This is a genomic window from Flavobacterium plurextorum (assembly GCF_024638035.1).
Taxonomy (GTDB): Bacteria; Bacteroidota; Bacteroidia; order Flavobacteriales; family Flavobacteriaceae; genus Flavobacterium; species Flavobacterium plurextorum.
The window spans coordinates 3167835-3192971 of record NZ_CP100442.1; the positions used below are offsets into that span (position 1 = coordinate 3167835).

31 protein-coding genes are annotated in these 25137 nt (G+C 40.9%); 11 read left to right on the top strand and 20 right to left on the bottom strand.

The features are described from left to right. Positions 1 to 3: 3 nt before the first annotated feature. The 3 genes from NLG42_RS14180 to NLG42_RS14190 are packed head-to-tail and all read left to right on the top strand — an operon-like array spanning position 4 to position 2697. A complete protein-coding gene (locus tag NLG42_RS14180; RefSeq protein ID WP_257681342.1) occupies positions 4 to 1179 on the top strand; it encodes a hypothetical protein in 1176 nt (391 codons plus the stop codon). Beyond that, complete coding sequence (locus NLG42_RS14185) at positions 1172 to 1900, top strand: PRTRC system protein B (protein ID WP_257681343.1); 729 nt, start codon at positions 1172 to 1174, stop codon at positions 1898 to 1900. The genes NLG42_RS14180 and NLG42_RS14185 overlap by 8 nt, the downstream gene beginning before the upstream one ends. Further along, entirely contained in the window at positions 1897 to 2697 is an 801-nt protein-coding gene (locus NLG42_RS14190; RefSeq protein WP_257681344.1) for a PRTRC system ThiF family protein, read from the top strand. Before NLG42_RS14185 ends, NLG42_RS14190 begins: the two co-directional genes overlap by 4 nt. 235 nt (positions 2698 to 2932) lie before the next feature. Here NLG42_RS14190 and NLG42_RS14195 read toward each other — a convergent pair whose 3' ends face one another. The 18 genes from NLG42_RS14195 to NLG42_RS14280 form a co-directional block, all read right to left on the bottom strand. Continuing rightward, positions 2933 to 3490, bottom strand: coding sequence for a DNA-directed RNA polymerase subunit alpha C-terminal domain-containing protein (locus NLG42_RS14195; protein ID WP_257681345.1), 558 nt, complete (start codon positions 3488 to 3490; stop codon positions 2933 to 2935). Between the two features lie 134 nt (positions 3491 to 3624). Beyond that, positions 3625 to 4224 (bottom strand): DUF6624 domain-containing protein, encoded by a 600-nt coding sequence (locus tag NLG42_RS14200; RefSeq protein ID WP_257681346.1) that lies wholly within the window; start codon positions 4222 to 4224, stop codon positions 3625 to 3627. 111 nt (positions 4225 to 4335) lie between these two features. Next, on the bottom strand, positions 4336 to 4776 hold the full coding sequence (locus NLG42_RS14205; protein WP_257681347.1) for a DUF3872 domain-containing protein: 441 nt from the start codon (positions 4774 to 4776) through the stop codon (positions 4336 to 4338). A 10-nt stretch (positions 4777 to 4786) separates the two neighbouring features. After that, a complete protein-coding gene (locus NLG42_RS14210; protein WP_257681348.1) occupies positions 4787 to 5347 on the bottom strand; it encodes a conjugal transfer protein TraO in 561 nt (186 codons plus the stop codon). Between the two features lie 20 nt (positions 5348 to 5367). Further along, entirely contained in the window at positions 5368 to 6249 is an 882-nt protein-coding gene (gene traN, locus NLG42_RS14215; protein ID WP_257681349.1) for a conjugative transposon protein TraN, read from the bottom strand. Between the two features lie 21 nt (positions 6250 to 6270). Next, the gene (traM, locus tag NLG42_RS14220; protein WP_257681350.1) at positions 6271 to 7551 is read right to left on the bottom strand and encodes a conjugative transposon protein TraM; all 1281 of its coding nucleotides are present in this window, start codon (positions 7549 to 7551) and stop codon (positions 6271 to 6273) included. 4 nt (positions 7552 to 7555) lie between these two features. Then, entirely contained in the window at positions 7556 to 7825 is a 270-nt protein-coding gene (locus NLG42_RS14225; RefSeq protein WP_257681351.1) for a nitrogen regulatory IIA protein, read from the bottom strand. Between the two features lie 20 nt (positions 7826 to 7845). Further along, positions 7846 to 8283, bottom strand: a complete 438-nt coding sequence (locus NLG42_RS14230; RefSeq protein ID WP_257681352.1) for a hypothetical protein — start codon at positions 8281 to 8283, stop codon at positions 7846 to 7848. Positions 8284 to 8294: 11 nt separating this feature from the next. Continuing rightward, a complete protein-coding gene (traK, locus tag NLG42_RS14235) occupies positions 8295 to 8918 on the bottom strand; it encodes a conjugative transposon protein TraK (RefSeq protein ID WP_257681353.1) in 624 nt (207 codons plus the stop codon). Between the two features lie 18 nt (positions 8919 to 8936). After that, positions 8937 to 9932 (bottom strand): conjugative transposon protein TraJ, encoded by a 996-nt coding sequence (gene traJ, locus NLG42_RS14240; protein WP_257681354.1) that lies wholly within the window; start codon positions 9930 to 9932, stop codon positions 8937 to 8939. 1 nt (position 9933) lies between these two features. Next, entirely contained in the window at positions 9934 to 10566 is a 633-nt protein-coding gene (locus tag NLG42_RS14245) for a DUF4141 domain-containing protein (RefSeq protein ID WP_257681355.1), read from the bottom strand. A gap of 31 nt (positions 10567 to 10597) precedes the next feature. Beyond that, positions 10598 to 13099 carry a TraG family conjugative transposon ATPase gene (locus NLG42_RS14250; protein ID WP_257681356.1) on the bottom strand — a complete coding sequence of 834 codons (2502 nt, stop codon included), beginning with the start codon at positions 13097 to 13099 and terminating at the stop codon, positions 10598 to 10600. Next, positions 13096 to 13428 (bottom strand): DUF4133 domain-containing protein, encoded by a 333-nt coding sequence (locus NLG42_RS14255; RefSeq protein ID WP_257681357.1) that lies wholly within the window; start codon positions 13426 to 13428, stop codon positions 13096 to 13098. The genes NLG42_RS14250 and NLG42_RS14255 overlap by 4 nt, the downstream gene beginning before the upstream one ends. 9 nt (positions 13429 to 13437) lie before the next feature. Next, positions 13438 to 13743, bottom strand: coding sequence for a DUF4134 domain-containing protein (locus NLG42_RS14260; RefSeq protein ID WP_257681358.1), 306 nt, complete (start codon positions 13741 to 13743; stop codon positions 13438 to 13440). A gap of 211 nt (positions 13744 to 13954) precedes the next feature. After that, entirely contained in the window at positions 13955 to 14803 is an 849-nt protein-coding gene (locus NLG42_RS14265; RefSeq protein ID WP_257681359.1) for a hypothetical protein, read from the bottom strand. A 40-nt stretch (positions 14804 to 14843) separates the two neighbouring features. Beyond that, positions 14844 to 15479 carry a conjugal transfer protein TraD gene (locus NLG42_RS14270; protein WP_257681360.1) on the bottom strand — a complete coding sequence of 212 codons (636 nt, stop codon included), beginning with the start codon at positions 15477 to 15479 and terminating at the stop codon, positions 14844 to 14846. A 3-nt stretch (positions 15480 to 15482) separates the two neighbouring features. Further along, entirely contained in the window at positions 15483 to 15887 is a 405-nt protein-coding gene (locus tag NLG42_RS14275) for a DUF3408 domain-containing protein (protein ID WP_257681361.1), read from the bottom strand. Positions 15888 to 15898: 11 nt separating this feature from the next. Next, on the bottom strand, positions 15899 to 16666 hold the full coding sequence (locus NLG42_RS14280; RefSeq protein WP_257681362.1) for a ParA family protein: 768 nt from the start codon (positions 16664 to 16666) through the stop codon (positions 15899 to 15901). Positions 16667 to 17364: 698 nt separating this feature from the next. Here NLG42_RS14280 and mobA point away from each other — a divergent pair. The 7 genes from mobA (at position 17365) to NLG42_RS14315 (ending at position 21920) form a co-directional block, all read left to right on the top strand. Then, the gene (gene mobA / locus NLG42_RS14285) at positions 17365 to 17802 is read left to right on the top strand and encodes a conjugal transfer protein MobA (protein ID WP_257681363.1); all 438 of its coding nucleotides are present in this window, start codon (positions 17365 to 17367) and stop codon (positions 17800 to 17802) included. Positions 17803 to 17804: 2 nt separating this feature from the next. Beyond that, a complete protein-coding gene (locus NLG42_RS14290) occupies positions 17805 to 19091 on the top strand; it encodes a conjugal transfer protein MobB (RefSeq protein WP_257681364.1) in 1287 nt (428 codons plus the stop codon). A gap of 289 nt (positions 19092 to 19380) precedes the next feature. Beyond that, the gene (locus NLG42_RS14295; RefSeq protein ID WP_307774276.1) at positions 19381 to 19653 is read left to right on the top strand and encodes a GNAT family N-acetyltransferase; all 273 of its coding nucleotides are present in this window, start codon (positions 19381 to 19383) and stop codon (positions 19651 to 19653) included. Positions 19654 to 19817: 164 nt separating this feature from the next. Then, positions 19818 to 20540, top strand: coding sequence for a helix-turn-helix transcriptional regulator (locus tag NLG42_RS14300; protein ID WP_257681365.1), 723 nt, complete (start codon positions 19818 to 19820; stop codon positions 20538 to 20540). A 53-nt stretch (positions 20541 to 20593) separates the two neighbouring features. Beyond that, a complete protein-coding gene (locus NLG42_RS14305; protein ID WP_257681366.1) occupies positions 20594 to 21052 on the top strand; it encodes a GyrI-like domain-containing protein in 459 nt (152 codons plus the stop codon). 5 nt (positions 21053 to 21057) lie between these two features. Then, positions 21058 to 21429, top strand: a complete 372-nt coding sequence (locus NLG42_RS14310; RefSeq protein WP_257681367.1) for a DUF1801 domain-containing protein — start codon at positions 21058 to 21060, stop codon at positions 21427 to 21429. 32 nt (positions 21430 to 21461) lie between these two features. Continuing rightward, entirely contained in the window at positions 21462 to 21920 is a 459-nt protein-coding gene (locus NLG42_RS14315) for a GNAT family N-acetyltransferase (protein ID WP_257681368.1), read from the top strand. 183 nt (positions 21921 to 22103) lie between these two features. Here the strand turns inward: NLG42_RS14315 and NLG42_RS14320 are convergent, their stop codons facing one another. Together NLG42_RS14320 and NLG42_RS14325 are read right to left on the bottom strand one after the other, a co-directional pair. Next, a complete protein-coding gene (locus tag NLG42_RS14320; protein WP_257681369.1) occupies positions 22104 to 22799 on the bottom strand; it encodes a LytR/AlgR family response regulator transcription factor in 696 nt (231 codons plus the stop codon). Continuing rightward, positions 22796 to 23602, bottom strand: coding sequence for a sensor histidine kinase (locus tag NLG42_RS14325; RefSeq protein WP_257681370.1), 807 nt, complete (start codon positions 23600 to 23602; stop codon positions 22796 to 22798). The genes NLG42_RS14320 and NLG42_RS14325 overlap by 4 nt, the downstream gene beginning before the upstream one ends. Before the next feature lie 203 nt (positions 23603 to 23805). Here NLG42_RS14325 and NLG42_RS14330 point away from each other — a divergent pair, with 203 nt between their 5' ends. After that, positions 23806 to 24978 (top strand): metallophosphoesterase, encoded by a 1173-nt coding sequence (locus tag NLG42_RS14330; RefSeq protein ID WP_257681371.1) that lies wholly within the window; start codon positions 23806 to 23808, stop codon positions 24976 to 24978. Positions 24979 to 25137 lie beyond the last annotated feature (159 nt).

Below are 25137 nucleotides of genomic sequence, written 5' to 3' on the forward strand. Positions count from 1 at the left end.
GCCATGAATTATGCAACAGACAATGATATCGGGAACAGTGCAACTGTCCGAGCGAAAAAGACAAAAACAGCTTCACGCACAGCTCGCAGGGTTTATGGGTTGGATGCAGAGACCCAAGGACGCAGGCGAGGTGCAGAAAGACAAGCAAAGGTCAGTACCTGCGGGGATGCTACCGATGGTTTTCTAAAGGTTTCATTTCTGCCCAGACTGCAAGAAAATAAAACCCTGCAGGCTTGTGGGGATATTTCCAAAATGGAAAGCGATTTTTATGCCTCCCTTGCCAGTCTTGCAGAGCATTATGATATTGTGCCGTTGCCGACCTCTCATTTTGAATATCCCTATAATATGGCATTGGCTTTATGGGATTTGGAAGAGAAGCTCAAAAAAAGTGTGGGGAACTTTTCCGAACTGAGGTTATTGCAGGACACCCACAGAACGTATCTGCTCAGCGAGGAAAAGTACAGCACAGGCACAACGTTGTATTATATCCCCATAGAACCGATTTATCAGATGCTCAGAGAACCGAAGCACAAACAGAATGCTCACCTGCTTTTCTCGGTCTGCTCGTATCTGTATCATAGTGCCGATGTACCGTATTACAGAGGGCAGGGCAGTTATCTGTACTGGCTCTATGAAATGCACCGAGAATGGACAGAACAGGACGAGGACAGTGAAGAAAACGAAAGGTATGTGCGGGAGTTTGACAAAGCGGAATTTATCGGGGACTTTATCGAAAAGAAGATTTTCAACCGCATGAATTTAGAAGTGTTCGAAGAGCGCTTAAACGGCTTTAAGAGCCGTGATGCCTTTGATAAGCAGTGTATGGACACAGCAAAAAAAGCTTTTGTATTATTTACCGATTATCCTAATGAGAGCATTTTTCGAAATGCACCAACACATGACGGGGAGGAAGACGAAGATACGGAAAACGAGAGCATCGGCATGGAAAAGTACATTTCCTTTATCTCCGATACCAAGGGATGGCTGTATGAGAGCATTGAGCAGAGCATCAACAGCGAGTTTAACGAGTATGGGACAATGGACGAACCGACGATTTTAAAATGCTTTGACGGAGAAGAACTGACCCAAAACAGCCTTGATTTTGAAAGCCGACTGTTTGCCCTTTTGGACGACCTCTGTGCTTTATTACATAACTATAAACAACACGAAAATGAATAATGTAATTGATATAACCGAAGATTTTGGGACGCTTTACCATCCGAAATCCGCCCTTGTTTTCTATCAAAGCAATGGTTTGGATAAAGAAGTTTATGTAGAGCATTTTGATATGGATAAAAACGGCACCCCCATAAACGCCCATCCCCTCACAGAGCGTGAGGCAGGGGCGCTCGCAAAAGCCCTTACAACTGAAAAGCAGAAGCAGACCGCCTTTTTAAAATCAGGCGGAATTCTCCCGACAAATATCCTGCACATCAATCCGAGCAGGGACAAAGGGGCTGTAATATGGTACACCAAATCCCAAAAAAGACCGCTTTATTTTATAGAGGGTTTAGGGATTCCGAGCGGTCAGGGGTTTGTGCCTGCTATGATCTGGCAGGCGGATAAAAACAGTCTGCGGGTATTTGCGTTTTCTACAGGCAGGAGACCCACAGAGAAAACACCATTGTACTGTGCGCCATTTTTCAATATCTATGAAGACGGCAGGGTATGTATGGGTTCAGTCAGTATTGATATTAAAAACTCTGCATCGGTGGAGGAATTTACAAGGGCGTGGGAGGATTATTTTTTCAACAGCTATTTCAGCCACCTGATGGGAGAGAACAGTCCTGTAAAGGGCGATTGCGTCAGCCTGTGGAAAGACTTAATCTCGACAGGCAGAACCTTTCCCACAGCAGTATTAAAAAAGAATAATAAAACACTTAACAACCTATTGTCATGAAAACAGGCAGAACCAAAATGCATTTTACAGATCCTTATCTGATAAGCCCCACAAACCCCATTACGGTAAACCTCATCGGGGCAGGCGGTACAGGCTCAAAGGTGCTTACTGCGCTTATGGAAATGAACCACAGCCTTACAGCGCTCGGGCATGCAGGGCTTTCGGTGCGCCTTTGGGATGATGATAGTATCACAAATGCCAATCTCGGCAGACAACGTTTTGCGCCCTCTGAGGTCGGACTCTACAAATCCGTGGCACTGATTAACCGTGCGAATCGTTTTACGGGTACAAATTGGAAAGCGGAAACCGTAAAATTTGAAAGGGACAGCTTTGGAAAACTGCCCAGTAATGCCAAGGCAACTATTTATATCACGTGTACAGACAGCGTGAAGTCCCGTTTTGACATTGCCGATATTTTAAAAAACAGTAACCAAAGACATCACAGGGACGACCCCAAATACTGGATGGATTTTGGCAACAGCCAGCATACAGGGCAGGTTATACTCTCCACCGTTGGGGAGATTACACAGCCCAAATCCGAAAAATTTGAAACGGTAGAAAGCCTGCCGTTTGTAACCGAGGAATTTGGGGAGCTTTTACAGGAATCTGAAATGAAGGACGACACGCCGAGCTGTTCACTTGCCGAGGCACTTGAGAAACAGGACTTGTTTATTAATTCAACGCTCGCGCAAATGGGATGCTCGCTTTTATGGAATTTGTTCCGAGATGGTATGACCCAGAACAGGGGATTTTTTCTTAATTTGAAAGATTTCCGATCACAGCCCATTTCAGTATAAGTCCGAAATCGGGCGGCAAAAAGACACTCCTTCCTTCGGGCGGAGTATCTTTTTGCGTTTAAAACGGTGGAGCGCTTTTGCCAAAATGCAGTGCCCGCTATTTTACCAAAACCGCTGCGGTGTTTTTTAAGGGATGTTCAGCATCCCTTTTTTTTGTTTTTGGACGGACTTCTTTTCTTTCTCGTCAGCGGCCAAAGAAAAGAAGCAAAAGAAGACCGCCTTTTTGTCCTGGTCTTTATTTTAATTGTACAATAGGCTCTTTTTTCCAGCGTGAAAATCCATTAAATAAGTGCTCTATTTTTTCAAACTCGATAAAGGCTATGAGTTCTTCTTTGCACTTTGCCTTAAAGCCTCTGATACGTATAAAATCCTTTAACGGCATATCGGCAAGATCACCAATAGTTCTGATCTCTAAGACTTCCAGTACGTTTTGCAGTCTTCTGCTCAAAGCAAATGAACTGTCGTAAAGCGGTTTCTGCCTTTCTTTTTCCGCTTTTTCTTTTCTGATCTGCGCGGGGCTGGGATTTGGATTTAATTCGCGCTTTAGTTTTTGAAGTTTTTTCTGGTAATAATCGATTTCTGAAAACAGTTCGGTTACCGCTTTTACTTTACTGCAGGTCGCCACGTAAAGCTCCTGAACATCTTCTTTTGTAACCCCGTATTGCCGCGCCGCCTGCTTTAGGGGTATCTTGTCAATGAGCAGTTTGTGCAGCATCTCATATTCTTTTTCAGAAAGTACCTTTCTGGACATTTCAAGATAAAATCTGTTGGTGCGGTCGATAACATTTTGCATAAGCGCTGGTGTTAAAATATCTGATGCTTGTATTGGTATTTATAATCAGCCACGGACAGTAATCTGTCTGGGTTTAATGCCTGTTACAAATTTAGAAGCTGCCTTAATTAATCTGATCCTTTTAAGATGTACATTTATTTAATCCAGCCTGCCGCTTTTCTCCATTCATTGAATTGGCGTTTTCTTTCTTCAAAATCTGAAGGCGGTGCCTGGTTTTCATTTTTTATCCTGTTTCTAATAATTTGCGTCTGCTCTTCAAGGGAATTAAGACCAATATTTTTTCTTCTCTGATTAACTTTGCGGATATCGTCAAAAGCATTAGGGCTTAATTGTCCTGCCTTATCCCAATCGAATTGTGTTCCATAAAGCTGAGGGCTGTCCTCAAAGACAGCTATTCTGTCTGTCAGGTAAGCTAAATTCTTTGGATCTGCGGTATTCTCATTAACGGCATTTGCCAATAAATTAAGGCACCTTTTCAAAAATTGGGGCTGTCCGATGGCATGCTGTATTACTAACCACGCTGCTTCACTTGCCTGTTTACCGACTTTGTCAATGCTGGGGTATCCGATTTTATCAATTATGCCTTCTAATAGCTGCGCATTTTCATTATGCATTTTCTCCATTTCCTTATTGTAACCTTCTGCAAGTTCGCCGCTTTGCATGAGTCTGTCCCTGAGTTCCAAATCTCTGTTTTTTAGATCAATAATTGTATTGGAAGCCTGTTTGTAATCCATTGATGATCTTGATTTTAAATTTAATAATCGGATATATAAAATTACAAAAAAAATACTGCTGGATTTATTTTAAAGAGAAATCCTGCTGAGAGCAGCAGGATTTTAATTTTTCTAATCACTATTGTTAAACTGAAAACTCAGCTTCTTTTCATTACCGAAATGATCTGAGATCCATACATCAAAGGACTGGGAAACGGAGGACTGTGAGGTGTAATACAGCCTGAACTGTCCTTCTTTCAGCGGGTATAAATCGTTGGGAAGGTAGGCGGGCTGATCGTAGTGCTGCAGCGAGCCGTGACCGTCAAACTGAAAGTATCGGATAAAATACTGCGCTCCGGAGTAACGGTCTGCCCGCTCGATGCTGATCCTGATCTCCACTGTACTTTCCCTGGCGATCTCTTTGGGTACCGGCATAACTTTTATTTCAAAAGGAAAATCCTGCTGGATTTCCAGTTCGTTCTGATCACACGAAAAAAGTGTGAGAGAGCCTGTAAGGACTGCAAGTATGATGGGCAGTGATCTTTTTTTGAAGGTGCTTAAAATTGCTTTCATTATTTTCGTTTTAAAAATTAAACCTTAATCCCACGCCGGCCGACGGGCGGAACTGCTCCAGATCAGTGCCCCACAAGGCTTTTATGCGTCCCTGAAGTAAAAGCACAAGATGGTCGGACAGGTATGTTTCAAAAGATAAACGTCCGCCTGCCCCGTAAATAAAGCTGTCTTCGCTTATTATTTTTGCCCCGTCCGGCAGCAGGGCCTCTCCGCGGTTGATGCTCTCATAACCCAGAACTCCCGTAAGTGCCGCATTCAGCGAAACGTTCCTGCGGGCATCGCCCAGAAGGAAAAAACTGTAACCGCCTTCCACGGTATAAGTTTCCAAGGGCAGGCGCAGTTCTTTGTATCGGAAATACTGATGGCTGTACTCCAATGCCCATAACTGATAACTGCCGTTTTTTTCGTTTACGGTCATACCAAGGCTCAGGTAATAATTTCGCCACAGGTGATCTGCTGAGAGGCTCCCGGCATTAATTTCGAAGCCCTTTTTTCCTGGAATCATGCGCTGTGCTTGGGTCGTAAGAATGCCGGTGAGTACCAGCAATACTGCATAGATATACTTTTTCATTTCTTAATTTTTTATCGTTGCTAAAATTTCAGGTGCATATCGCTTATCAGTCGGGCTTTTACCAGATCTGAATTTTCAAGCTCAAGTGTCTGGTGCCTGCCTCCGTTTTTCTCGAAAATCTCAAGCAGCAGGAGTTTGTCACCAGCAATGGTAAACTGGTCAAGTAGGAACACATTCTGATCTGCGGCTTTTCCGGGAATCTCATCGAGGCTTTTGTAAATACGAAGAGGCACAAGGGGTATTTGCTGTGCGGCAGTGCGCCTGGCTGTTTTTTTGTCTACCACCTTGAAACTTATAAAATCAATACTGAAAGGCACATTGGTTCGGTTTTCAAGCTGTGTATGGAAATAGTACCTGCCGTTGTGGATATAAATTCCCTTTAAGCTGAACTGCACGCCGAAACTCTCCGATGCAATATGCTTTACGATTCGTTTGTTGTTTTTGTAAATGGTTTTCAGGATCAGTCCAGCGAGAGACGGCGGGGTTTTTCCCAGCTCTTCAAAAAGAACATCACCTGCACCGGCCTTGTCCATGGTCTGCAGATCAAAGCTCAGGGACTTGGGAGAGGAACTGTACTGCACATTGAAACTGTAAAAACGCCCCTCATCGGTAATCACAGAAAAGTTAGTTTCTTCTTCAAAAGCCTTAACCGATGCCTTAATGCGCAGTACATTTTCCGCATCCTCGGCCTTTGAGGCAGTCAGGTAATCGCTTCCCAAATCCACATACCGGATAGCGGACGGGAAAATAAGATGGGAAGTTTTGTCATAGGTCACCTGCATATCGTAGGGCTGTATGGTTCCCAAATCAAGGTTTTCTGCCTGTTTTTCCTGCGCAGAGGCGGATATTGAAAAGGCTGCTAAAAGGGCCGCTGCCCAGAATTTTTTTAAATAATTTTTCATAATACTTCATTTAGATTGCTTTTATTTTTTGGAAACCAGAAACACCTGATGTCCTGCTTTCAGGGTCACTTTGGGTGTCCTTACTTTTTTGGAGAAATAGCCCGAGATGCCCTGAACTGCCCCGCGGCTGAGATCGGCTGCCATCTGCTGTCCTGCTGACTGTGTCATCATAAGGCTCGTGCCGGACTGCTGGCTCATATTGCCTGCCATTTCAGTCAGGGCATTCATTTCAGTAGAATAAGCAACAGTCACCCCCTGCTGGCCGTCCAGGTCATAAATGGTAATATCTGCCGGAATAATGGAGCCCTCCAGTTCGATTGAAGTGACTTTCAGCTGCAGGCGTCCTGCCTGTATTTTGGCATTTGCCGTTACCATTGTACCCGCCGACGCCGTATGGCCTGAAATTCTTGCAGGCTCCAATAAACGAAGCGTTACGCCTGCCTCGCCGATAATGGTCTGGGTCTGGTGCACGCAGGCCTTGACACTGTTTTTTGGATGAATCGGCTGAGGCGCTGAACCTGCGGAATTAAATCCGTGCTCTGAGGTCCATTCTGCCAGAAACGTGCTGTCGGAAGGCTGGCGATACAGTGAGGATACCCTGTTTCTTTTTGCCGGAATAAATGCAGCAAAAGGCTCCTTGCGTAAATCCGCATCAGGTGCGGCAGTGTTTGTGCCTGAAGGCTCTGAGAGAGTGGATCCCGATGGCAGATATTTGGCGGCCATCTGATAGGATTTTTCCATCAGCGCCAGCTGGTCATCAACTGTAGCTGAAGCGGGAATATCCTTTTGTGCGAGTTCCTCCTTGAGCTGCTCTAGCTGACGGCGCAGCTCTTTTGTTTCTCCATTGTCCTGCTGATAGAAAGAACCCAGTGTGCTTTGGGCGCTGCGGTAGCTGTTCAGCGCCGGATTGCTGGGCTCTTCTGCTTGATCTGTTACGGCTTGTTTCTGCGAAGAGCCGTCCTCATTCCAGTAATCGGACAATGCGGTTAAGGCATCATGCTTTTGCTGCTGCTTCTGGCTCAGCATTTCCTGCTCATAGGCTTTCTGCTTGTCTGCCTGCAGCACCGATCCGCTTGCCTGCGGCACGCTGTCGTTCAGGCCGATATTTTCGATCTGCTTTTTATCCGCAGACGGCTTAAAAATCAAATACATGCAGCCTATGCATACAATTCCCATCAGGGTAAAAATCAGCGGTTTTTTAAAACGCCCGGCATCTCCCTTTTTTTCATCAGCCGCAAATGTGGCGCTGCTCTGGTCGGCCTTTTCAGAGAGAAGGCTGACCGTTTTTTTAGTTTCTTTCATGATTTTATTTTTTAAAAATTGGCTTCAGGGAGTCCTGTATAGACTCCGGACTTTCGTTCCCTTTAGGGGCAGGGTTTTGGATATGTTCTACAGCCAGACTATTTCTGGTATCTACAGTATCATGGTATACATTGAAAATGACAACTGCGGTCAGCAGCACGTACGCTGCAAAAAAGTACACTACCACTTGGTGCTGCCTTTTTATCGGCATTGCTTCCCAATGTTTGTCGAGCCCTTCGAGCCACTGGTCTATATCTGCTTTTAATTTTTTCATACTTTAATGATTATGGGTTATCACATTCTAAATCCTCTTTTTCGCGGAGCAGTCTCTTGTGCATGTTTTTCTGAGACCAGGGCAGCAGCCTCCCTTATTGTCGGAACTGAATCTGCTGTAAGGTTTGTGAGTTTAGACTCCTTGAGTAACTGCCCATAGCGGTCTGTTCTTATTATATGCATTTCTGTCTGCTCCAAATCGAATTTTCCGTTCTCATATCTTACCCTCATATTGCACTCAATCCTTGGTTTGTCTTCTCCATTCCATTCGATCCAGGTTGATAAATTCAGAAAATCTGCCGACAATGGAACATCATTGCCATTTTTCCAAATCTGCAAAAAATCGTTAAGGCTGTCCCTTAATTTGCCTGCACAACAGCCTTCTGTATGGAAATAACCGTCATATCCCTTATCATTCAGGGTTTTTACAAATGTGTCTAAGTCAAGTAAATGTTTCATATCTTTTAATTTTACCGTTCAATAACTTCCAAGTCTTTATTTTCCATCACGGAAAACTTTTCAATATTAAAGCCCTGCGGGTTATTGTCCGAGCGCACCGAGTTGACCAGAAGGCAGGATGTAACCAGACTGCGTCTGGTTACATTGCTTGAGCGTATGATAATCTGCCGGGCATAACTCCTCACCGCATAAGGGTATGTCTCGAAATTGCAGACCACACTGTCCATTTCAATGCGCTGCTGTACATTGCCCGATATGATCCGGTTGTAATAGCCTTTCTCCAAAAGATCCTTGTAGTAGTTAAAGGCACTTTTATCGGCAAGGTTAAAGGCCCTTTTCATATTGCTTTCAATGGCATTTTTGTCGGGAGCCAGGGTAAAAAAAAGCTCATGAAAACGCCTTACATGCTCTCGGGCTTCCACAGGACGGTTGATAGAGGCATCCTGCGCCAGTGCCAGCATGAGCGATTTTCCGTTGTCCAGCACGTAAATTTTCTGGCGCTGCAGTTCGGCAAAACCGTACGACTTCCAAAGGGCGTATCCAGTGACCGCCGCGCACAGCACAGCAAATACGATGGCATAGAGCCTTATCTGCCTAAAACTGTTCTCTATATTTCTGAGTGTTTTAAATTCCATTTTAGTAATGTTTAGTAGTTATTTGTTGATCAGCCTGCCGGCAATGTTGCCTGCCGTGGAACCTGCTCCGGCGCCTGCTATATTTCCGGATTTTATAGCAGTCTGGTGGATGTTGCGAGAAAAATTTCCTGCGCCTCCAGCCTGGATAATCCAGCCTGTCACTGTTGGAATGGTAAAATACCCCACGATGCCGATAATCATAAAAATGATGTATACGGTGTTTGAGGTATCGGGAACGAAAGTGGGATCGGCAAGCATTTCTATGTCCCTTTCAATGATCAGGGATTGGATTCTGGCCAACATCGAGCTGAACAGGTCCGCTACGGGAAGCCAGAGATAAACGCTGACATACCGTGTAATCCACTGCGTAAGAGTTGACTGGAAGCCGTCCCAGACTGATATGGCAAATGCGATAGGACCGAGGATGGACAGTACTATGAGAAAGAAAGTGCGGATGGTATCAATGACCAGCGCCGCGGCCTGAAATAGTATTTCAAGCAGGTTGCGAAACCAGTCTTTTATGATTCTCTCTATCTGATAGGCCTTCCTGTCCATATACATCCCGGCCATAGTCCCGATGTCCGAAGGCGACCAGCCCAGCTCGTCGAGTTTTTTGTCGAACTCGGCGTCCGATACCAAGTAGGCGGTCTCAGGATTACGAATCATCGCTTCATGCTCAAGCAGGTCTTTTTTTGCCTGAAGATCGTTCAGGTCCAATACCTGATTTTCCAGTATGCTGTGCGTTCCCTGAACTATGGGGCTTAACACAGCATTGATTGTGCCCAGCACGATCGTCGGGAAAAACATGATGCAGAGCCCCAGTGCAAAAGGGCGCAGAAGCGGGTAGACATCAATAGGTTCAGCTCGGCTTAGAGCCTGCCAGACTTTCAAGGCCACAAAGAACAGTGCCCCAAGTCCTGCGAGCCCTTTGGCAACAGCGGCCATATCAGCAGATAATGGCAGCATCTCATCATAGAGCGAGCGCAGAACCTGGTGAAGATTATTGAATTCCATACTACCAGTATTTTTGGTTTGGAGTGCCGTACAGGTCAAGCACTCTTTTGGTGCTGTGCTGCTTTTTTGCCCTTAAGATGCTTACCGAGATATTTTTATTTGTATAATAGCGAACCAGGCTGTGGTATTCTTTGACCTCCTTGTATACGCGGTCAACAATGTCCATACGTTCCTTATCACTAAGGGAAAGGCTTGAGGAGCTGACAATCTGCTTGAGTTCTTTTAAAAGCTCGGTACTCTCTCCCAGCAGCGCTGAATATCCCTTGGCAATGGCGATGAGTTCCCTTGCCGAAAAGTTTGGATCATTAAGCATCCTGCCGAAATTTTGCACATACATTTCCGATACATCGCCCACCAAAAGGACGGTCTGCTGTACCTTACGGGCGTCTTTTACCAGATTGCTCACGGCCTGCAGTTTGTCGTAGTATTCCTTGCCCTGCTTGTAGACCTTTTCAACTTCCTTGAAATTTTTAACCACATTGCTGACCGTTGAGGAAGTCTGTATAATCTCGTTTGCGCTGTTGAGAATCCCCGAGGCCAGGTTGGCCGGATCGGTAACCACAAACTGGGCTTTTGCTGAAGGTGCAGCGGCAAGCATAATTGCCACGGACACCATAAATAGTATTTTTTTCATTGTTCTAAATTTTTAAAATTCTTATTATTTATTAATTTTCCTTTCCGCCGCGTCTTATGACAGTCTGCTTGATGGCGAGCTCTACATTTCCGCCAAGTTCCGAGGCAAGCTGCATGACTTCCATTTTTTCGGTTTCTTCTGTCGTATAGGCCATATACTCTTCAAGGCTGACCTCTGTGGCATAGACTGCCGAGTGCGTTCCTCCAAGTCCGATCCAGACTTCCTTGTAAAGACGTGATGCATCATTGTTCATATTAATGGAAAGTACCTGCGCCTTTTCCTTGTCGGTCAGCCCCAGCATGGCCTGGATATCATCAAACTTGTTCATGTATTTGCGCTGGTCCAGAAGGATCTTGCAGTCCGAATTGTTGATGATGCTTTCCTTGACAATGGGCGACTGGATAATGTCATCAACTTCCTGGGTCACCACAATGGCCTCGCCAAAGAACTTCCTGACAGTCTTAAAAAGATACTTGATGTAGTTTGCCATTCCTTCCTTGGCAATGGCTTTCCATGCCTCTTCAATCAGGATAAGTTTGCGGATACCTTTGAGCCTTCGCATCTTGTTGATAAACACTTCCATAATGATGATCGTCACAATGGGGAAAAGGATTTTATGCTCTTTGATCGCATCAATCTCAAAGACGATAAAACGCTTGGAAAGCAGGTCCAGCTGCTTGTCGGAATTCAGCAGGTAATCATACTCGCCGCCTTTGTAATAAGGCTCCAGCACGTTCAGGAAATTGGCAATATCAAAGTCTTTTTCCCTGACCTGCTTTTCCATCAGTACGCTTCGGTAGTCCCCTTGGACATATTCGTAGAAGCGATTGAAAGAGGGATAGGTGTCATTGCACTTGATCTTTTCGATATAACCGCTCACGGCATTGGAGAGTGCCACTTCCTCGGAGCGGGTAGGAGGCTCATCATCACGTTTCCAGAGCGTCAAAATGAGTGTTTTAACGCTTTCTCTTTTTTCAATATCGAAAACCCCATCATCGGTGTAGAAAGGATTAAAGGCAATGGGGTTCTCCTCGGTATAGGTAAAATACACGCCGTCCTCTCCTTTGGTTTTCCCTTTGATCAGCTCGCACAATCCCTGATAGGAATTCCCGGTATCCACCAGCAGGACATGCGCGCCCTGCTCGTAATACTGCCTTACCATATGGTTGGTAAAAAAAGATTTGCCACTTCCCGAGGGACCGAGTATGAACTTGTTGCGGTTGGTAATGATACCGCGTTTCATCGGCAGGTCCGAAATGTCCAGATGGATCGGTTTTCCCGTCAGCCTGTCGGCCATCTTGATGCCGAACGGGGATGGTGAATCATGGTAATTGGTTTCCTGGGTAAAGAAACACAAAGCAGGTTCGATAAACGTGTAAAAGCTTTCCTCGCTTGGAAAATCTCCCGCATTGCCGGGCATGCCCGCCCAATACAGCGCTGCAGTATCGGTAGTATTGTGCCTTGGCTTGCATTCCATAAGGGCCAGAGCGCTCCCGCAGTCATTCTTTAGCTGTTTGAGTTCGGATGGGGCGTCCGACCATGCCATGACATTAAAGTGCGCGCGGACTGAGGACAGCCCGAAAGAATGCGCTTCATTGAGATAGCGTTCTATCCACTCTTTGTTGATCTGGTTGGCTCGGCTGTAGCGGGCCAGCGAGTGCATGTTTCGTGCGGACTTTTCAAACTTCTGCAGGTTCTCTTCGCTGTTGTCCAAAAACAGATACTGGTTGTAGATGTGGTTGCAGTTCAGCAGCAGCCCGACAGGGGCGGCAAAGGACAAACGGCAGTCGCTGCGGTCTGTGGACAGTTTTTCATACCGGGTATCAGCTGATACTGATGAGGGGAGGTCATCGGTATCTGAAAGGGTATGCAGGCATAGTCTTTTGTTGCCCACACGCACCTCTTCGCTGCCCAGCGCAATATCCTGCAGCGGTGTTCCGGTTTCCCTTGAAAGCGTCAGGTACTGTTCCAGCAGTCCCTGCATGCCTTCAGATCCGATAATGTCTTCTTCACTCATGCGGTTAATTTTGACAAATCCGCAGTCGTTTATAATACGCTCAAACTGCGCCACGGCTTCCATAAAACGATGCACTGTTTCTTTATCCCTGATTTCTTTGGGTATCAGTGCACCTTTGCAAAGCGAGGAGAAATTGCTCTGCGTCCGCATGCGCTCTTTGGTCGTCTTGGTCAGAAACAGGTAGCAGTAATGGTTCAGGAACGGACGCTCGTTAAAGTGCCGCTGGTAAGATCGGGCCAGAAAACTCTGGTCATCCTTATCCATTTCAGGATCATAATTCTCCCTGATGTACCAGTCCTGTTTGTGGACAATAGTGAAATCGGGCAGGGTCTTAATAGCCTTATGCCATGCTGAGTGTATAGTGTCATATTCAGTAGAAGCTACCGTAAAGAGTTCCGGCAGACGGACTTCGAAGCAGGCGGTAATATCCGCATCCTTGGAAAGGATGCAGTTGTTCTCTACTGCCAGCAGCGGAAACCTGCTTTCCAGTGTTGTGGTCTTGGCTGTGTTTCTCATACGATGCTGGATTTAGCGGTTGATCTTAAATAGCGTCGTACAGGCTTGCGGCAGATGATGTAACGGGGATGTCTTTTTTTTGCCCCAATTTTCATCACTCCGTGTTCCCCGTACTTTCTGTTCAGCGAAAAGGTCTGCCAGACAATGAGCGAAGCGCCGCCCGAACCAAGAAAAAGACAGATGTATGAACTTGTCCCGGCCATGTATAAAATCATGACCAGAATAAGTATTCCCAGCAGTCCGCCTGCGAAAATGAAAAGGTACTGCGCCTTGAGCCCCCTGAACTCGACGGTTCTCCCGATGCCTTTGTTGATGTTGTAAGTATTCATAAGGCAGGATTAAAGAAAGAAGGAGCGAAGGATAGTAGCCGCGACAATAAGAAAGATACAGGCACCGAACCAGCTCGCGGCAGTTTTTGAGGTATCGGGATCCCCGCTGCTGAATTTGTTATACACCTTAACCCCGCCGATTAGTCCGACCACAGCGCCGATAGCGTATATAAGCTGTGTAGCGGGGTCAAAATAGGAGGTTACCATCTGAGTAGCTTCCGTGATGCCAGCCGTGCCGTTTCCCTGTGCAGATAACTTTAAGGACAACAGCATTACGATTGCTGCCTGCAGGATTTGTTTGTTTTGGTTTTTCATGATTAAATGCTTTTAATTGTTACTGTATTCCCGCACTAAGCGGGCTCTGGCGACAAAAGTGTCATGAAAATCGAATGCATGAAGAAAAGTGGCTGTCTGTGGAATTACTTGGCATTCAGAAGGATGGTGAGCAGCTTTCAGGCATAAAAAAAACGCCAAAACCTATGCGTTTCGACGTTTGAATTTGTTATTTAAAATGCAGGTGAAAAAGTTAGATTTTTCGTCCTTTTTTATTATTTGATGGCAGCTCAGTCGTTTTTTCAGAGGCAGGTGCAATGTTTTTTTGATTACGCTTTTCCTCAAGATTGCGCTTGATGCTGTTGGGAATATTGGTTTCTGCCCAGGGGAGGGTTCTGGATTTAAAATCCATCAGAAATTCATTTTCCCTTATACAGTAGGATGGAGGAAAGCCATATTTTACGTTCCAGCCAACACGGTCCAGTTCCTGAAGATGCGGGAACTGTACCACTATGATTTCTTCAGGAAGCTTTGTAATGGCTAGATGGTCTATTTCCTGAAACTCATGTGTTTTGGGATTATAGGGAATAATGTAGGCATGCGCAATACGATCGTAATAATCGTTTATCTGGTCCAGACCAATACCTTTTGATTTGAAGTCGTCTTTAGGACGGAGCTTATTGCCTGCTATATCTACAAAAAAAGGATGTCCCGCAATTTTTAATATTGGCAGTATTCTTTGGTTCCATCGCAAATCAAGAAGGCTTCCAGGGCTGATAGTCAGTTCAAAATCGGTTTTTCCCTTAATATTCTCGACCGTGGTATTATATCTTTGCGCCATACGCAACGGATCGAGCTGGGTAAGATTAGGTATCGTTATCTTTTTGATCGTAACATTCTCCTTGAAATCAAAGGCAGATTCAATACCGGCTAAATTCCTAGTATTGATATCATAATCAAATTGATAGGTGTGGCCGGCATAAAACATGTTTTTAATAGCCATGATGTTATGCGGGTTGGCTTTCTCCACCAGTTCCTCTTTTACCACGTCGATGATAAAGGTGGTTCCTTCGATCTCTATTGTCGGCAGTATTTTTCCCATAATGTATTAATCATTAAAATGATATTGGGGATTTTCATCCTTAGATAAAATCCCCAATATCAAAATCATTCAAATTATTTTTCCGCAGATAGGAAGAACCGGAATCAGTTTCAGAGAGACTGCTGTCCAACAGCATGGCTATTTTTCTTGAAGCACCCTCTATAGAATTTTCCAGCAGGCTGAATAATTCAGTACCCTGTATTTTTTGAACTATTACAATTGCCGTTTCTTTTTGAGCCTGCTCCAATTTTTCTTTTTGGAGTAACACCCCTACGGAGCTTAGTTCATCATAGGTAACCCCTTGGGCAAGACTGTCATCACCTGCGGATATTCCATACCTGTTCCATTCTTCTTCTTCCTCTTCAAAATCAGGCATATTACTGAAAACTTCGTCCAGCTCTTCCTGCGGAATCTGAACACCTGCGTTTTCATTTTTGTCGTATTCAATGTCTAAATTATATGGATTTATCTCTGTTTCCTCAATTTGGCTCTCAGTGGCATTGTTTGGAATTGAAAGGCTTCTTACAGGCTTGGGCTGACCCATAATATCCGGCAGGTTTGGGTTAACTTTTCCCTGTTTCGGATGCTGTTGCTCCGACCTTTTCTTAATGACAATCTTGTCCTGCAAAAGCAGGACAATGACTATCAGCAGGCATATCACAATTACATTTTCCATAGCTTATAAAATGGGTTTAAAACGTTCGTTGAAATAATCAGTAATATCATCCCCAAACTCCTTAAAGTGATGTTCAAGGATGTTGTCAATATAGGAGTACAGTGTTGTCTTTTCTTCCCTCGTTAATTGCACAATGCGGATTAACCTTTCGTGATATTCGGGACGTATGTAAACAACCTTTCCATTACGGCCTGAAGGAAACCGATTGACCATAAATATCTCCTCATAATCCACCTTCTTTGAAGAAGCAGTGCGGACTTTCTCTTTTGGTTTTGGTTCCTTCTGTATTTCTTGTTGCTGATGAGCTTCGGGTACAGTAGAAGACTTATTACCACTCATGATGTTCATGATTAACTCCTCATCAACAGCAGGTTTATCAAAGTCTTTTCTTCTTTTATCTATGGACATCCTTAAGTGTTTTAGAGATTAACAATTTTTAAAAACTCATCGACAAACAAATCCATTCTAGTTGCTTTCATAAGCTGTGGTTCGGCAGGTAGCAAACTTGACCGAAATACACTGTTTAGTGTATCATCCGTTTCTTTCCTAAAACGTTTACTATCCATTATTTTTGAGGTCATTACAGATAAATCAAGCTCGTGAATAACACTTTGATAAGCCTCGTATATTCCTGTCTTTTCTCGACCATCTACCTGGTTCCAAAACATCCACATTTTTTGATCCTTATTACTCTGATCTGTTTCGGGTAAACCAAGGAATGCTTTAGTAAAGCTCAATGTACTTTCCATAACTAGACGGTCAGCACTGATTGGAGAAAAAATAAAATCCATTGTTCTTAAAGTAGTAAGCACACCTTTTGTATTGGCTGTACCAGGAAGGTCAAAAAAAATTATATCAGGCTCTATTGCAGATTCATTAACGTATTCCAAAGCCTTTGACAAGGCATCCTCCGCTTTACAACTGATAATCGGATATGCCTTTTTATTGATACTTTGATACAGCTTCATTGCAGCTCTTTTATGGTAGTCATTCTGCATAATCGTTTTCAAATCTCTTTCTCTCATATTAGCTAAACTGTGTTGTGGAAAATCACAATCCATTACAAGTACATTAAATCCTAAACGATAATGCAATACACTTGAAAGTAGCGCAGTCATCGTAGATTTTCCAACACCACCCTTAGGCGTTGAAAAACTGATTTTTAAGGTTTTCATTTTTGTTTCCATTTTTTAAATATTTATTGTTACACATTTTATTTGTTTGGTAGGTTTGAATATTGGTGTATTTGACTAGTACCTACTTTCCGTATGCCTGTATTCCCCTTTTGAAAATTTCCTTGATTGTTGTTTGCTTTCATTACAGCTTAGTGAGTTACAATTTTTAGCAAATGGTAACCGTTGCACTCGGTAAACTGCTTTACCACTATTATGCTTTTACATTTTTAAGGTTGTACGCTTTTAAAACCTTACACTTTTATTCCAAAATACCTGTGTCCAAATACTTCTTTCTTATTTACCTGTACACAATTTTTATAACCTGCATTAAAACCATAAAGCAAATAAAGCGATTGAATTAGCTCCATATTGATATGTGGCTGAGTTTGGCACTCAAAGGCTGAGTTTGTCCAGGGATTACGTTACAATATTCTCGCAGACAGATCTTTACTTTGCAAAATGATATTTATTAACAGATTTATGTGAAGCATCTCGACAGAATGGAAACTTAACAGAACGGCCTTGAGCCGTTTTTCCCTGTTACATTTAATCCGTCCCGAAGGGCGGATTTTTGTGTTCACCCGAACACGGCAAGTTGTGTTTTGAGGCACTCTAAACCGAGTTAGTGCCCCAAAACAACTTGCCCTGCCGGGGACTGAAAAACACCTTCCGAAGTCAGGGTTTTGTATAAGGATTAAAATGGACAGGTTATGGACGAAAACAATGACAACAAACGCAATAAGGGGGGGCGCACGCCAAAAGACGACCCCAGTATCCACCGCCACGTATTTCGTCTGACGGATGAAGAAAACGCCAAACTTTTATCGCTTTTTGAAACATCGGGAATGCCCAATAAAGCAAAATTTATCATATCGCTGCTTTTCAGCAAGGAGATGAGATCGGTTAAAATTGACAAAGGGACAGTTGATTTTTATATGCGATTGACTTCATTTCATAGCCAGTTTCGCTCGGTAGGTGTAAATTATAACCAGATTGTAAAGCTGTTGTACCGTCATTTTTCCGAGAAAAAGGCGGCAGCTTTTCTCTATAAATTGGAAAATCAGACTGCTGAGATGGCGCTATTATGCCAAAAAATCATTCAGATAACCGAAGAATTTGAAGCAAAATACCTTAAAAAAAAGCCTTAGAAATGATAGCAAAAATCGGAAGAAGCGGAAATTTATACGGTGCATTAGCGTACAATCAGCTAAAAGTAGAGAATGAAAACGGACAGGTTCTGTTTGGCAATAAGATGATTGAAACTGCGAGCGGTCATTATTCCGTTGCACAATTAGCCCAATCTTTTGCACCTTATTTGATTGCTAACCGAAATACCGAGAAACACACTTTACATATTTCGCTCAATCCCGACCCGAAAGATGAGGTAAGTGATGATAAGTTTAAGGAAATGGCTGAAGAATATATGCGTGAAATGGGCTATAGCGAACAGCCTTATGTGGTTTTCAAACATACTGATATTGACCGAAGCCATATCCATATTGTTTCGGTTTGCGTGGATGAAGAAGGCAGAAAGATTTCAGATAAATTTGCGAAAATGAGGTCTATGAATGTGTGCCGTGAACTCGAAATGAAACACGGATTGATACCTGCTACAGATAAGGAACACAAACAGAACGACAAGGTTTTCCGTCCTGTAAATTACAAAACAGGCAATGTAAAAAGTCAAATAGCTTCAGTTATTCGCCATTTGCCAAACTATTATCAATACCGAACTTTGGGGGAATACAATGCCTTGCTTTCTTTGTTTAATATTACGACCGAAAAGGTAGAAGGCGAATTGCAAGGAAAGATGCAGAAGGGTTTATTGTACATTCCATTAAATGAAAAAGGAGAAAAAGCAGGTCATCCGTTCAAGGCTTCGTTGTTCGGGAAAAGTGCTGGACTTCCAGCTTTGGAACTACATTTTGAGCAAAGTAAAATTGCATTAAAAAATAATCCTGTTCAAAAAACTTTAAAATCTGCTGTAAACATTGCTTTACAATCAACAAATGATGAAATGAGTTTTAAGAAAAAGTTAGTCGAACAAGGAATTAATGTAGTGGTTAGGAGAAATGACGCAGAAAGAATTTATGGAATAACTTTTATTGACCATAATTCTAAGACAATTTGGAATGGTTCACGCTTAGGCAAGGAACTTTCTGCCAATATCTTTAATGACTATTGGAACAATAATATCAAACCCGACATTAAAGAACCTGTCGTACAACCTCCAAAAACATCCACATCAAATGATGCAGATCTTCCTGCGGAAGAACCTCATCATTTGTTTGACTTCCTAAATACTATTGAAAAACACGAAGACGGTTTGATTGAAGCATTGGGTGGTTTGCTTCCCGAAACACAGGGCGAAGATTACGAAGAACAGGATTTTGCTAACAAAATGAAGAAGAAGCGTAAACGCAGGAGAAGTCAATAGTTTTTCTATGCGGATTTTTGTATCGCTACCACTTCCATTTTTGCTCATTTTTACTGTGAAAGTCTAATTTATCAAGGCTTTTTAAAGGGTTGGAAAATCGCTTTGAAAGGCAGTATTTGGCGTAAAACTATATTTACCATAGGCTTTATTTGGTAAATTTGGGTTTTAGTAGTAATTTAAGATAGCATGAAATACAAAATAGATAATATAAAAAAACAGAATACAAGGAAGTGATCGACATTTGGGAAGCATCTGTTCGAGCAACACATCACTTTTTAAAAGAAAAGGATTGAAGTGTGTAAAAAATGAGGAAGGCAAAATAACTGGTTTTCTTGGAGTAGCTGATCCAAATTTGGAAATGTTATTCATTCATCCATACTATAGGGGTAAACAAATAGGAAAAACATTATTGAATTATTCAATTGAAAAAATGAATGTAAAGAAAATGGATGTGAATGAACAAAACGAACAAGCAGTAGGTTTTTATAAAAAAGTGGGTTTGAAACAAAAAGTCGTTCGGAATTGGATTCATCGGGAAAACCATACCCCACTTTACATATGATATTAAAAAATTAATTACTGTTAATACCCAGTATACAAGATTATGAATTATGTGGTAAATTGACGTTTGCTTTCCGTAAGAAATTTTGTAGTAACAAAAACAATTGTTTACGAAGCATACAACCTTGCAAAAATGAGTTAATAAAGATTAATAAATAGTTTCCAATGAATGATAACGATACAAAGCGACTTTCCAGATTAACTGCAATTTTGACCCAATTACAGACGAAACGGTTATTAACTGCGAAAGAATTAGCTGAAAAGTTCTCGATTAGCAAGCGAACAATCTATAGGGATATAAAAGCATTAGAACAAGCGGGTGTTCCAATAATTAGTGAAGATGGTAAAGGTTATACTTTAATGGAGGGTTACAGAATTCCTCCCGTAATGTTTACGGAAAGCGAAGCCAATGCCTTAATAACTGCCGAAAAGCTTATACTAAAAAATAAAGATGCTTCATTTATAAAAGAATATTCAGAAGCTATCAACAAAATAAAATCTGTTTTACGTAACAATACCAAGGACAAAGCAAACTTACTTTCCGATCGAACTGTATTTAGACAAAATGCAGCCAACGACAGAACAAGTAATTATCTATCAACATTACAATTAGCCTTGACAAATTTTAACTTTGTCAAAATAAAATATCATTCACCCGACACCAACCAAACAACGGAAAGAACAATTGAACCTTTTGCCATTTACAGCACACAGGATAATTGGTTACTCATTGCTTTTTGCTCACTAAGGAAAGATTTTAGGGCATTTCGTTTGGATAGAATTCAAAACTTAGCCACACTAAATGAACAGTTTGAACCACATAAAATAACCTTGCAAGAATATTTTGAAATTTGCAAGGAAAAATATTTTTCACAACCCTTGACATAGGGCTGTCGCAATACCATTTTAGTTTTGTGGCTTAACTAAAAATTATTTCAAAAATGAACAAAGTAAAAATTGAGCCTTTTAAAGTAATCGGCATTTCTGTAAAAACCACAAACGAAAACAATCAGGCTGCAAAAGATATAGCAGATTTGTGGGGTAAGTTTATGAATGATAAAATTTTGGAAGCAATTCCAAACAAAATTGACAACACGGTATATTCCATATACACAGATTACGAAAGCGACCACACAAAACCATACTCGACAATTTTGGGTTGCAGAGTAGAAAATTTAAACAACATTCCCAACGGAATGATTGGCAAGTCGTTTGACGGTGGAAACTATGTAAAACTATCTGCCAAAGGGGATTTAATGAAAGATTTAATCATAAACAAGTGGTTGGAAATTTGGAAAATGAATTTAAACAGAGCATTTACGGCAGACTTTGAAGTTTTTGGCGAAAAAGCACAAAATCCAAGTGATGCAGAAATTGACTTTTTAATTGCTGTAAAATAGATAAAATGGTTGAGCAACTTCATAACTATTATTTGAATAAAGAAGAGCCAAACAAGAGTTGCTTGTTGGCGCTGCGAAGTATTATTCTTGACCAAGATACAAATGTTACTGAAACGCAGAAGTGGGGAATGCCCTGCTTCTGCTATAAGAAAAAAATGTTTTGCTATTTGTGGACAGATAAAAAGACGGACGAACCGTATATTCTTATGGTAGAAGGAAAATATCTTGACTACCCCGAACTGGAAGAAGGCGAACGTTCCCGAATGAAAATTTTTAGAGTTAATCCAAACCAAGATTTGCCTATAAAAACAATTGAAAACATTTTGCAAAAAGCATTGGACTTATACAGGAAAGGAACAATAAAAATTAAAGAATGACAGACAAAAGCACATTTGCAAAACGTTGAATTATGACAAATAAAAGTATCAAAATAGAAAAATATACAGATAAAGACAGAGAACAAATTCTTAACATTTGGGAAAAATCTGTATTGGCAACTCACGACTTTCTAAATCTGACTGACTTTGAAGAAATCAAACAACTCGTACAGACATTCAATTTTAATGATTTTGAAGTTTATTGTCTAAAACAAAATGACAAAGTAGCAGGATTTATTGGTCTTGCTGAACGAAAAATAGAAATGCTTTTCTTTTCGCCTGAATATATCGGAAAAGGTCTTGGAAGAAAGCTGATTGATTTTGCTTTTTCAGAATTACAAGCCGACAAAGTGGACGTAAACGAACAAAACACAAATGCGGTTAAGTTTTACAAAAAACTCGGATTTAAAACATACGAACGGACAGATAAAGATGACCAAGGAAAGGAATATCCTTTGTTGAGAATGAAACTTGAAACAACCGAAAGTTAGCAAAACACAAAGCCTGAACCGCTAACAGCAGTTTGGCAATATGGCGGCTGAAGTGCTTCTATGAAACATTTACGCAAAGTTCAACAGCAGTAATTCTATTGAACTTTTGTGCTAAAAATTCCCCTCCTTCATAAATTCCCGCAACGTTAGCGGTAATTTTAATAACCGACAGGAAGACAGAAACTACTTCAACAACTGAATAACATTCAATTTATAAGTTTTGCCAATCGAGATTTTATAATTTGAAATGAATATAACATTTCCTTCAATGCTTTTAATGTGTTTTGTAGCAACTGCAAAAGATTTGTGAACTTGTACAAACTCATTTGTAGGTAATTGTTCCAGAAAAGCAGAAAATTTTTCACGAATTGTAATGGTTTCGCTCGTGGTTACTATTTTGGTGTAATTTCCTGTTGCTTCAATGTAAAGTATGCTTTCAACTTCCAGTTGAATGTGCTTTTTGTTGCTTTGTACAAAAATCCGATTTGAAACCTCACTATTTTCAGAAGAAACGATTTTGTGATTAACAGAACTATCAAACGCCTTATTGATGGCTTTTAAAAAGCGTTCAAAACCAAATGGTTTTAGCAAATAATCAGAAATATTGTGTTCATATCCTTCTAAAGCAAATTCTTGATAAGCGGTCGTAACAATTACTTTTGGAGGATTTTTTAGCGTTTTTAAAAATTCAAAACCCTTTAAAACGGGCATATTCAAATCCAAAAAAATTAAATCAACTTCATTTTTGTTCAAATATTCAAAGGCTTCCAACGCATCATAACAGTTTTTCATTAACCGCATATCTGGTAGTAAATCGCAATATCCTTTTATGATGTCGTGAGCGATATGTTCATCGTCAATGATTAAATATGTTATCATAATTGTTTCAAAATTAGTTGAGCTTGATATACATTTTCTGTGATTGAAAAAGTCAATTCGTGCTGATTTGGGTAAATTAATTCTAATCTTCTTTTCAAGTTTTTCAAGCCAATTCCTGATTGGTTTTCGGCTTTATCATAATTATTTTCAATTGTAAAACAGATTTCGTTTTCAGAAGTTGTTAAATTCATTTTTATATAAGCATTCTCCCTCAAATTTTCAACTCCGTGTTTGAACGCATTTTCTAAAAGAATGATAAATAGCAATGGAACAACTTTCCGGTTTTCATCAATTTTACATTTAAAATCAACGTTTATTTGTTTATGGTAACGCATTTTGTGAAGCTCGATATAGTTGTTTAAGAAATCAATTTCTTCCTGAATAGTAACCGTTTCCTTTTCACCTTCATAAATGCTGTAACGCATCATATCCGAAAGTTTCAGTATCAATTCTTGTGCTTTTTGAGGATTTTTCGCCACCAAACCATACAAGTTGTTGAGCGTATTGAAAAAGAAATGCGGACTGACCTGGCTTTTCAAAAGCATTAATTCGGCTTTCATTTTTTCATTTTTTAGTTTGGACATAAATAAAAACTGACGAACCACCCAAAAAATACCTAAGCCGAGCAGAAATAAATAGTAAGTGACAACAAGAAACGCAACCTTTGGATGGTAGTTCCCTAAAAATACTATGGATTGGTTTTTAGTAAAAATTACTTCGTAAGTAGTAATCAATAGCGGAACAATTGCTATTACCAAAAGAGCAATTACAATCCATTTTATATTTCTTTTTATTAATGCCATAGTGCAATATTACAACTATAAATTGCCCACTGCAAGAACGTTGACAAACTGTCGCTAAACAGTTTTGAAACAATAGAAATGAGTGATAAAAGCACTTTGAGATGATGAAAATACTGTTTGTCTAATTACAGAAGTCGTTTACCACAATTGTTTTAGAAACGGAAAAAGCATTTATAGGTTTACAGAAATTTAATCGAAATCATATGAAAAAACGAATTTTTAGATATGTAAAACATATCATTATAACATTTGTAATACTTGGAATTTTGGCAATCTCATTCGGGTTGTATCACGGTGCAAGTTTTCGCTATGCAGAAAACCCTGAAATGATGAATTGGGATAAAGATGGTCCTTACCTATTTGATAAAAATGACAGTGTTGTAACGGTAAATTACATCAGAGGAAATCAGGATAAAGGGTTTTATTTAGACCAAAAAGAATATGCTTCCAATTCAAAAATCCCGGCTTATTGTTATTTTCCATTAGATGATACCCGTTTTGAATTTACCATCAACAGCAAAATTGAAATTCCGGCAACTATTTATAACGACAACGCTAAAATTTTTGCGATTTCCGATATTGAAAGCGGTTTTAAGACTTTCCGTGATTTTTTGATTACCAATAAAGTAATTGACGAAAAATTAAATTGGACATTTGGGAACGGACATTTGGTTTTACTTGGGGATTTCGTAGATAGAGATTTTTCGACTACACAAGTACTTTGGTTTATTTATAAATTAGAACAGGAAGCAAAAGAAAAAAACGGAACTGTCCATTACATTTTGGGAAATCACGAGTTGAAAAATATGCAAGGAAATTTTGAAAATACTTCGCCAAAATATTATCACGTTTCCTCTATCTTAAAGAAACAGCAAACCGACTTGTATGGTACTAATTCGTTTCTTGGAAAATGGATGTCGAGTAAAAATTCAATTGAAAAAATTAACGGAATTCTCTTTGCACACGGAGGAATACACCCAGATTTAGCAAAATACAAAACGAATTTAGATGAAGTAAATCAGACTATTCGTAGTAATTACTATAAACCATACTATCCTAATCCTGAAAAAAACTTGGAACAATTATTAATTTCTTCGCACAAAGGTATTGCTTGGTACAGAGGATATTTTAAAGATGATTTGACCCAAGAAGAAGTGGAACAAGGATTAAAGCAATTCAATGCAAAATCAATCGTGGTAGGACATACACTTCAATCGAAAGTCAACAAAAAACATAACGGAAAAGTGATAGGAATTGATGTGAAACATCCCAAAGATTACTCTAAAAGTATTCCCAACCAAAAATCGGAAGGCTTGTTGATTGAAGGCAATCAATATTACAGAGTTTTGCATAATGGAGAGAAGAAAGAGATATAGAATGAACCTCTTTATATTAAATCACCAAAAAGCCCTATTTAATCTAATTGTGCTTGCATTACAGCTGTTTTTTTGCTCTTGGCATTGATTTATCTTAGACCAGTTAAACCTTAGAATGAGTTTCCGTTGCATTCGTAGCACGCAGCGGAAACTAAACTA

What these genes read in the sequence shown, in the direction of transcription:
- NLG42_RS14250 (WP_257681356.1), bottom strand. Translation starts at nt 13,099, where the DNA reads ATGAGAAACACAGCCAAGACCACAACACTGGAAAGCAGGTTTCCGCTG.
- NLG42_RS14300 (WP_257681365.1), top strand. Translation starts at nt 19,818, where the DNA reads ATGAATGATAACGATACAAAGCGACTTTCCAGATTAACTGCAATTTTG.
- NLG42_RS14320 (WP_257681369.1), bottom strand. Translation starts at nt 22,799, where the DNA reads ATGATAACATATTTAATCATTGACGATGAACATATCGCTCACGACATC.
- NLG42_RS14200 (WP_257681346.1), bottom strand. Translation starts at nt 4,224, where the DNA reads ATGGATTACAAACAGGCTTCCAATACAATTATTGATCTAAAAAACAGA.
- NLG42_RS14280 (WP_257681362.1), bottom strand. Translation starts at nt 16,666, where the DNA reads ATGGAAACAAAAATGAAAACCTTAAAAATCAGTTTTTCAACGCCTAAG.
- traK (WP_257681353.1), bottom strand. Translation starts at nt 8,918, where the DNA reads ATGGAATTTAAAACACTCAGAAATATAGAGAACAGTTTTAGGCAGATA.
- NLG42_RS14290 (WP_257681364.1), top strand. Translation starts at nt 17,805, where the DNA reads ATGATAGCAAAAATCGGAAGAAGCGGAAATTTATACGGTGCATTAGCG.
- NLG42_RS14310 (WP_257681367.1), top strand. Translation starts at nt 21,058, where the DNA reads ATGGTTGAGCAACTTCATAACTATTATTTGAATAAAGAAGAGCCAAAC.
- NLG42_RS14195 (WP_257681345.1), bottom strand. Translation starts at nt 3,490, where the DNA reads ATGCAAAATGTTATCGACCGCACCAACAGATTTTATCTTGAAATGTCC.
- mobA (WP_257681363.1), top strand. Translation starts at nt 17,365, where the DNA reads ATGGACGAAAACAATGACAACAAACGCAATAAGGGGGGGCGCACGCCA.
- NLG42_RS14210 (WP_257681348.1), bottom strand. Translation starts at nt 5,347, where the DNA reads ATGAAAAAGTATATCTATGCAGTATTGCTGGTACTCACCGGCATTCTT.
- NLG42_RS14265 (WP_257681359.1), bottom strand. Translation starts at nt 14,803, where the DNA reads ATGGGAAAAATACTGCCGACAATAGAGATCGAAGGAACCACCTTTATC.
- NLG42_RS14275 (WP_257681361.1), bottom strand. Translation starts at nt 15,887, where the DNA reads ATGTCCATAGATAAAAGAAGAAAAGACTTTGATAAACCTGCTGTTGAT.
- NLG42_RS14305 (WP_257681366.1), top strand. Translation starts at nt 20,594, where the DNA reads ATGAACAAAGTAAAAATTGAGCCTTTTAAAGTAATCGGCATTTCTGTA.
- NLG42_RS14325 (WP_257681370.1), bottom strand. Translation starts at nt 23,602, where the DNA reads ATGGCATTAATAAAAAGAAATATAAAATGGATTGTAATTGCTCTTTTG.
- NLG42_RS14270 (WP_257681360.1), bottom strand. Translation starts at nt 15,479, where the DNA reads ATGGAAAATGTAATTGTGATATGCCTGCTGATAGTCATTGTCCTGCTT.
- NLG42_RS14260 (WP_257681358.1), bottom strand. Translation starts at nt 13,743, where the DNA reads ATGAAAAACCAAAACAAACAAATCCTGCAGGCAGCAATCGTAATGCTG.
- NLG42_RS14225 (WP_257681351.1), bottom strand. Translation starts at nt 7,825, where the DNA reads ATGAAAAAATTAAAAGCAGATATAGACCAGTGGCTCGAAGGGCTCGAC.
- traN (WP_257681349.1), bottom strand. Translation starts at nt 6,249, where the DNA reads ATGAAAAATTATTTAAAAAAATTCTGGGCAGCGGCCCTTTTAGCAGCC.
- NLG42_RS14255 (WP_257681357.1), bottom strand. Translation starts at nt 13,428, where the DNA reads ATGAATACTTACAACATCAACAAAGGCATCGGGAGAACCGTCGAGTTC.
- NLG42_RS14205 (WP_257681347.1), bottom strand. Translation starts at nt 4,776, where the DNA reads ATGAAAGCAATTTTAAGCACCTTCAAAAAAAGATCACTGCCCATCATA.
- NLG42_RS14330 (WP_257681371.1), top strand. Translation starts at nt 23,806, where the DNA reads ATGAAAAAACGAATTTTTAGATATGTAAAACATATCATTATAACATTT.
- NLG42_RS14315 (WP_257681368.1), top strand. Translation starts at nt 21,462, where the DNA reads ATGACAAATAAAAGTATCAAAATAGAAAAATATACAGATAAAGACAGA.
- traM (WP_257681350.1), bottom strand. Translation starts at nt 7,551, where the DNA reads ATGAAAGAAACTAAAAAAACGGTCAGCCTTCTCTCTGAAAAGGCCGAC.
- NLG42_RS14180 (WP_257681342.1), top strand. Translation starts at nt 4, where the DNA reads ATGAATTATGCAACAGACAATGATATCGGGAACAGTGCAACTGTCCGA.
- NLG42_RS14185 (WP_257681343.1), top strand. Translation starts at nt 1,172, where the DNA reads ATGAATAATGTAATTGATATAACCGAAGATTTTGGGACGCTTTACCAT.
- NLG42_RS14230 (WP_257681352.1), bottom strand. Translation starts at nt 8,283, where the DNA reads ATGAAACATTTACTTGACTTAGACACATTTGTAAAAACCCTGAATGAT.
- NLG42_RS14190 (WP_257681344.1), top strand. Translation starts at nt 1,897, where the DNA reads ATGAAAACAGGCAGAACCAAAATGCATTTTACAGATCCTTATCTGATA.
- traJ (WP_257681354.1), bottom strand. Translation starts at nt 9,932, where the DNA reads ATGGAATTCAATAATCTTCACCAGGTTCTGCGCTCGCTCTATGATGAG.
- NLG42_RS14245 (WP_257681355.1), bottom strand. Translation starts at nt 10,566, where the DNA reads ATGAAAAAAATACTATTTATGGTGTCCGTGGCAATTATGCTTGCCGCT.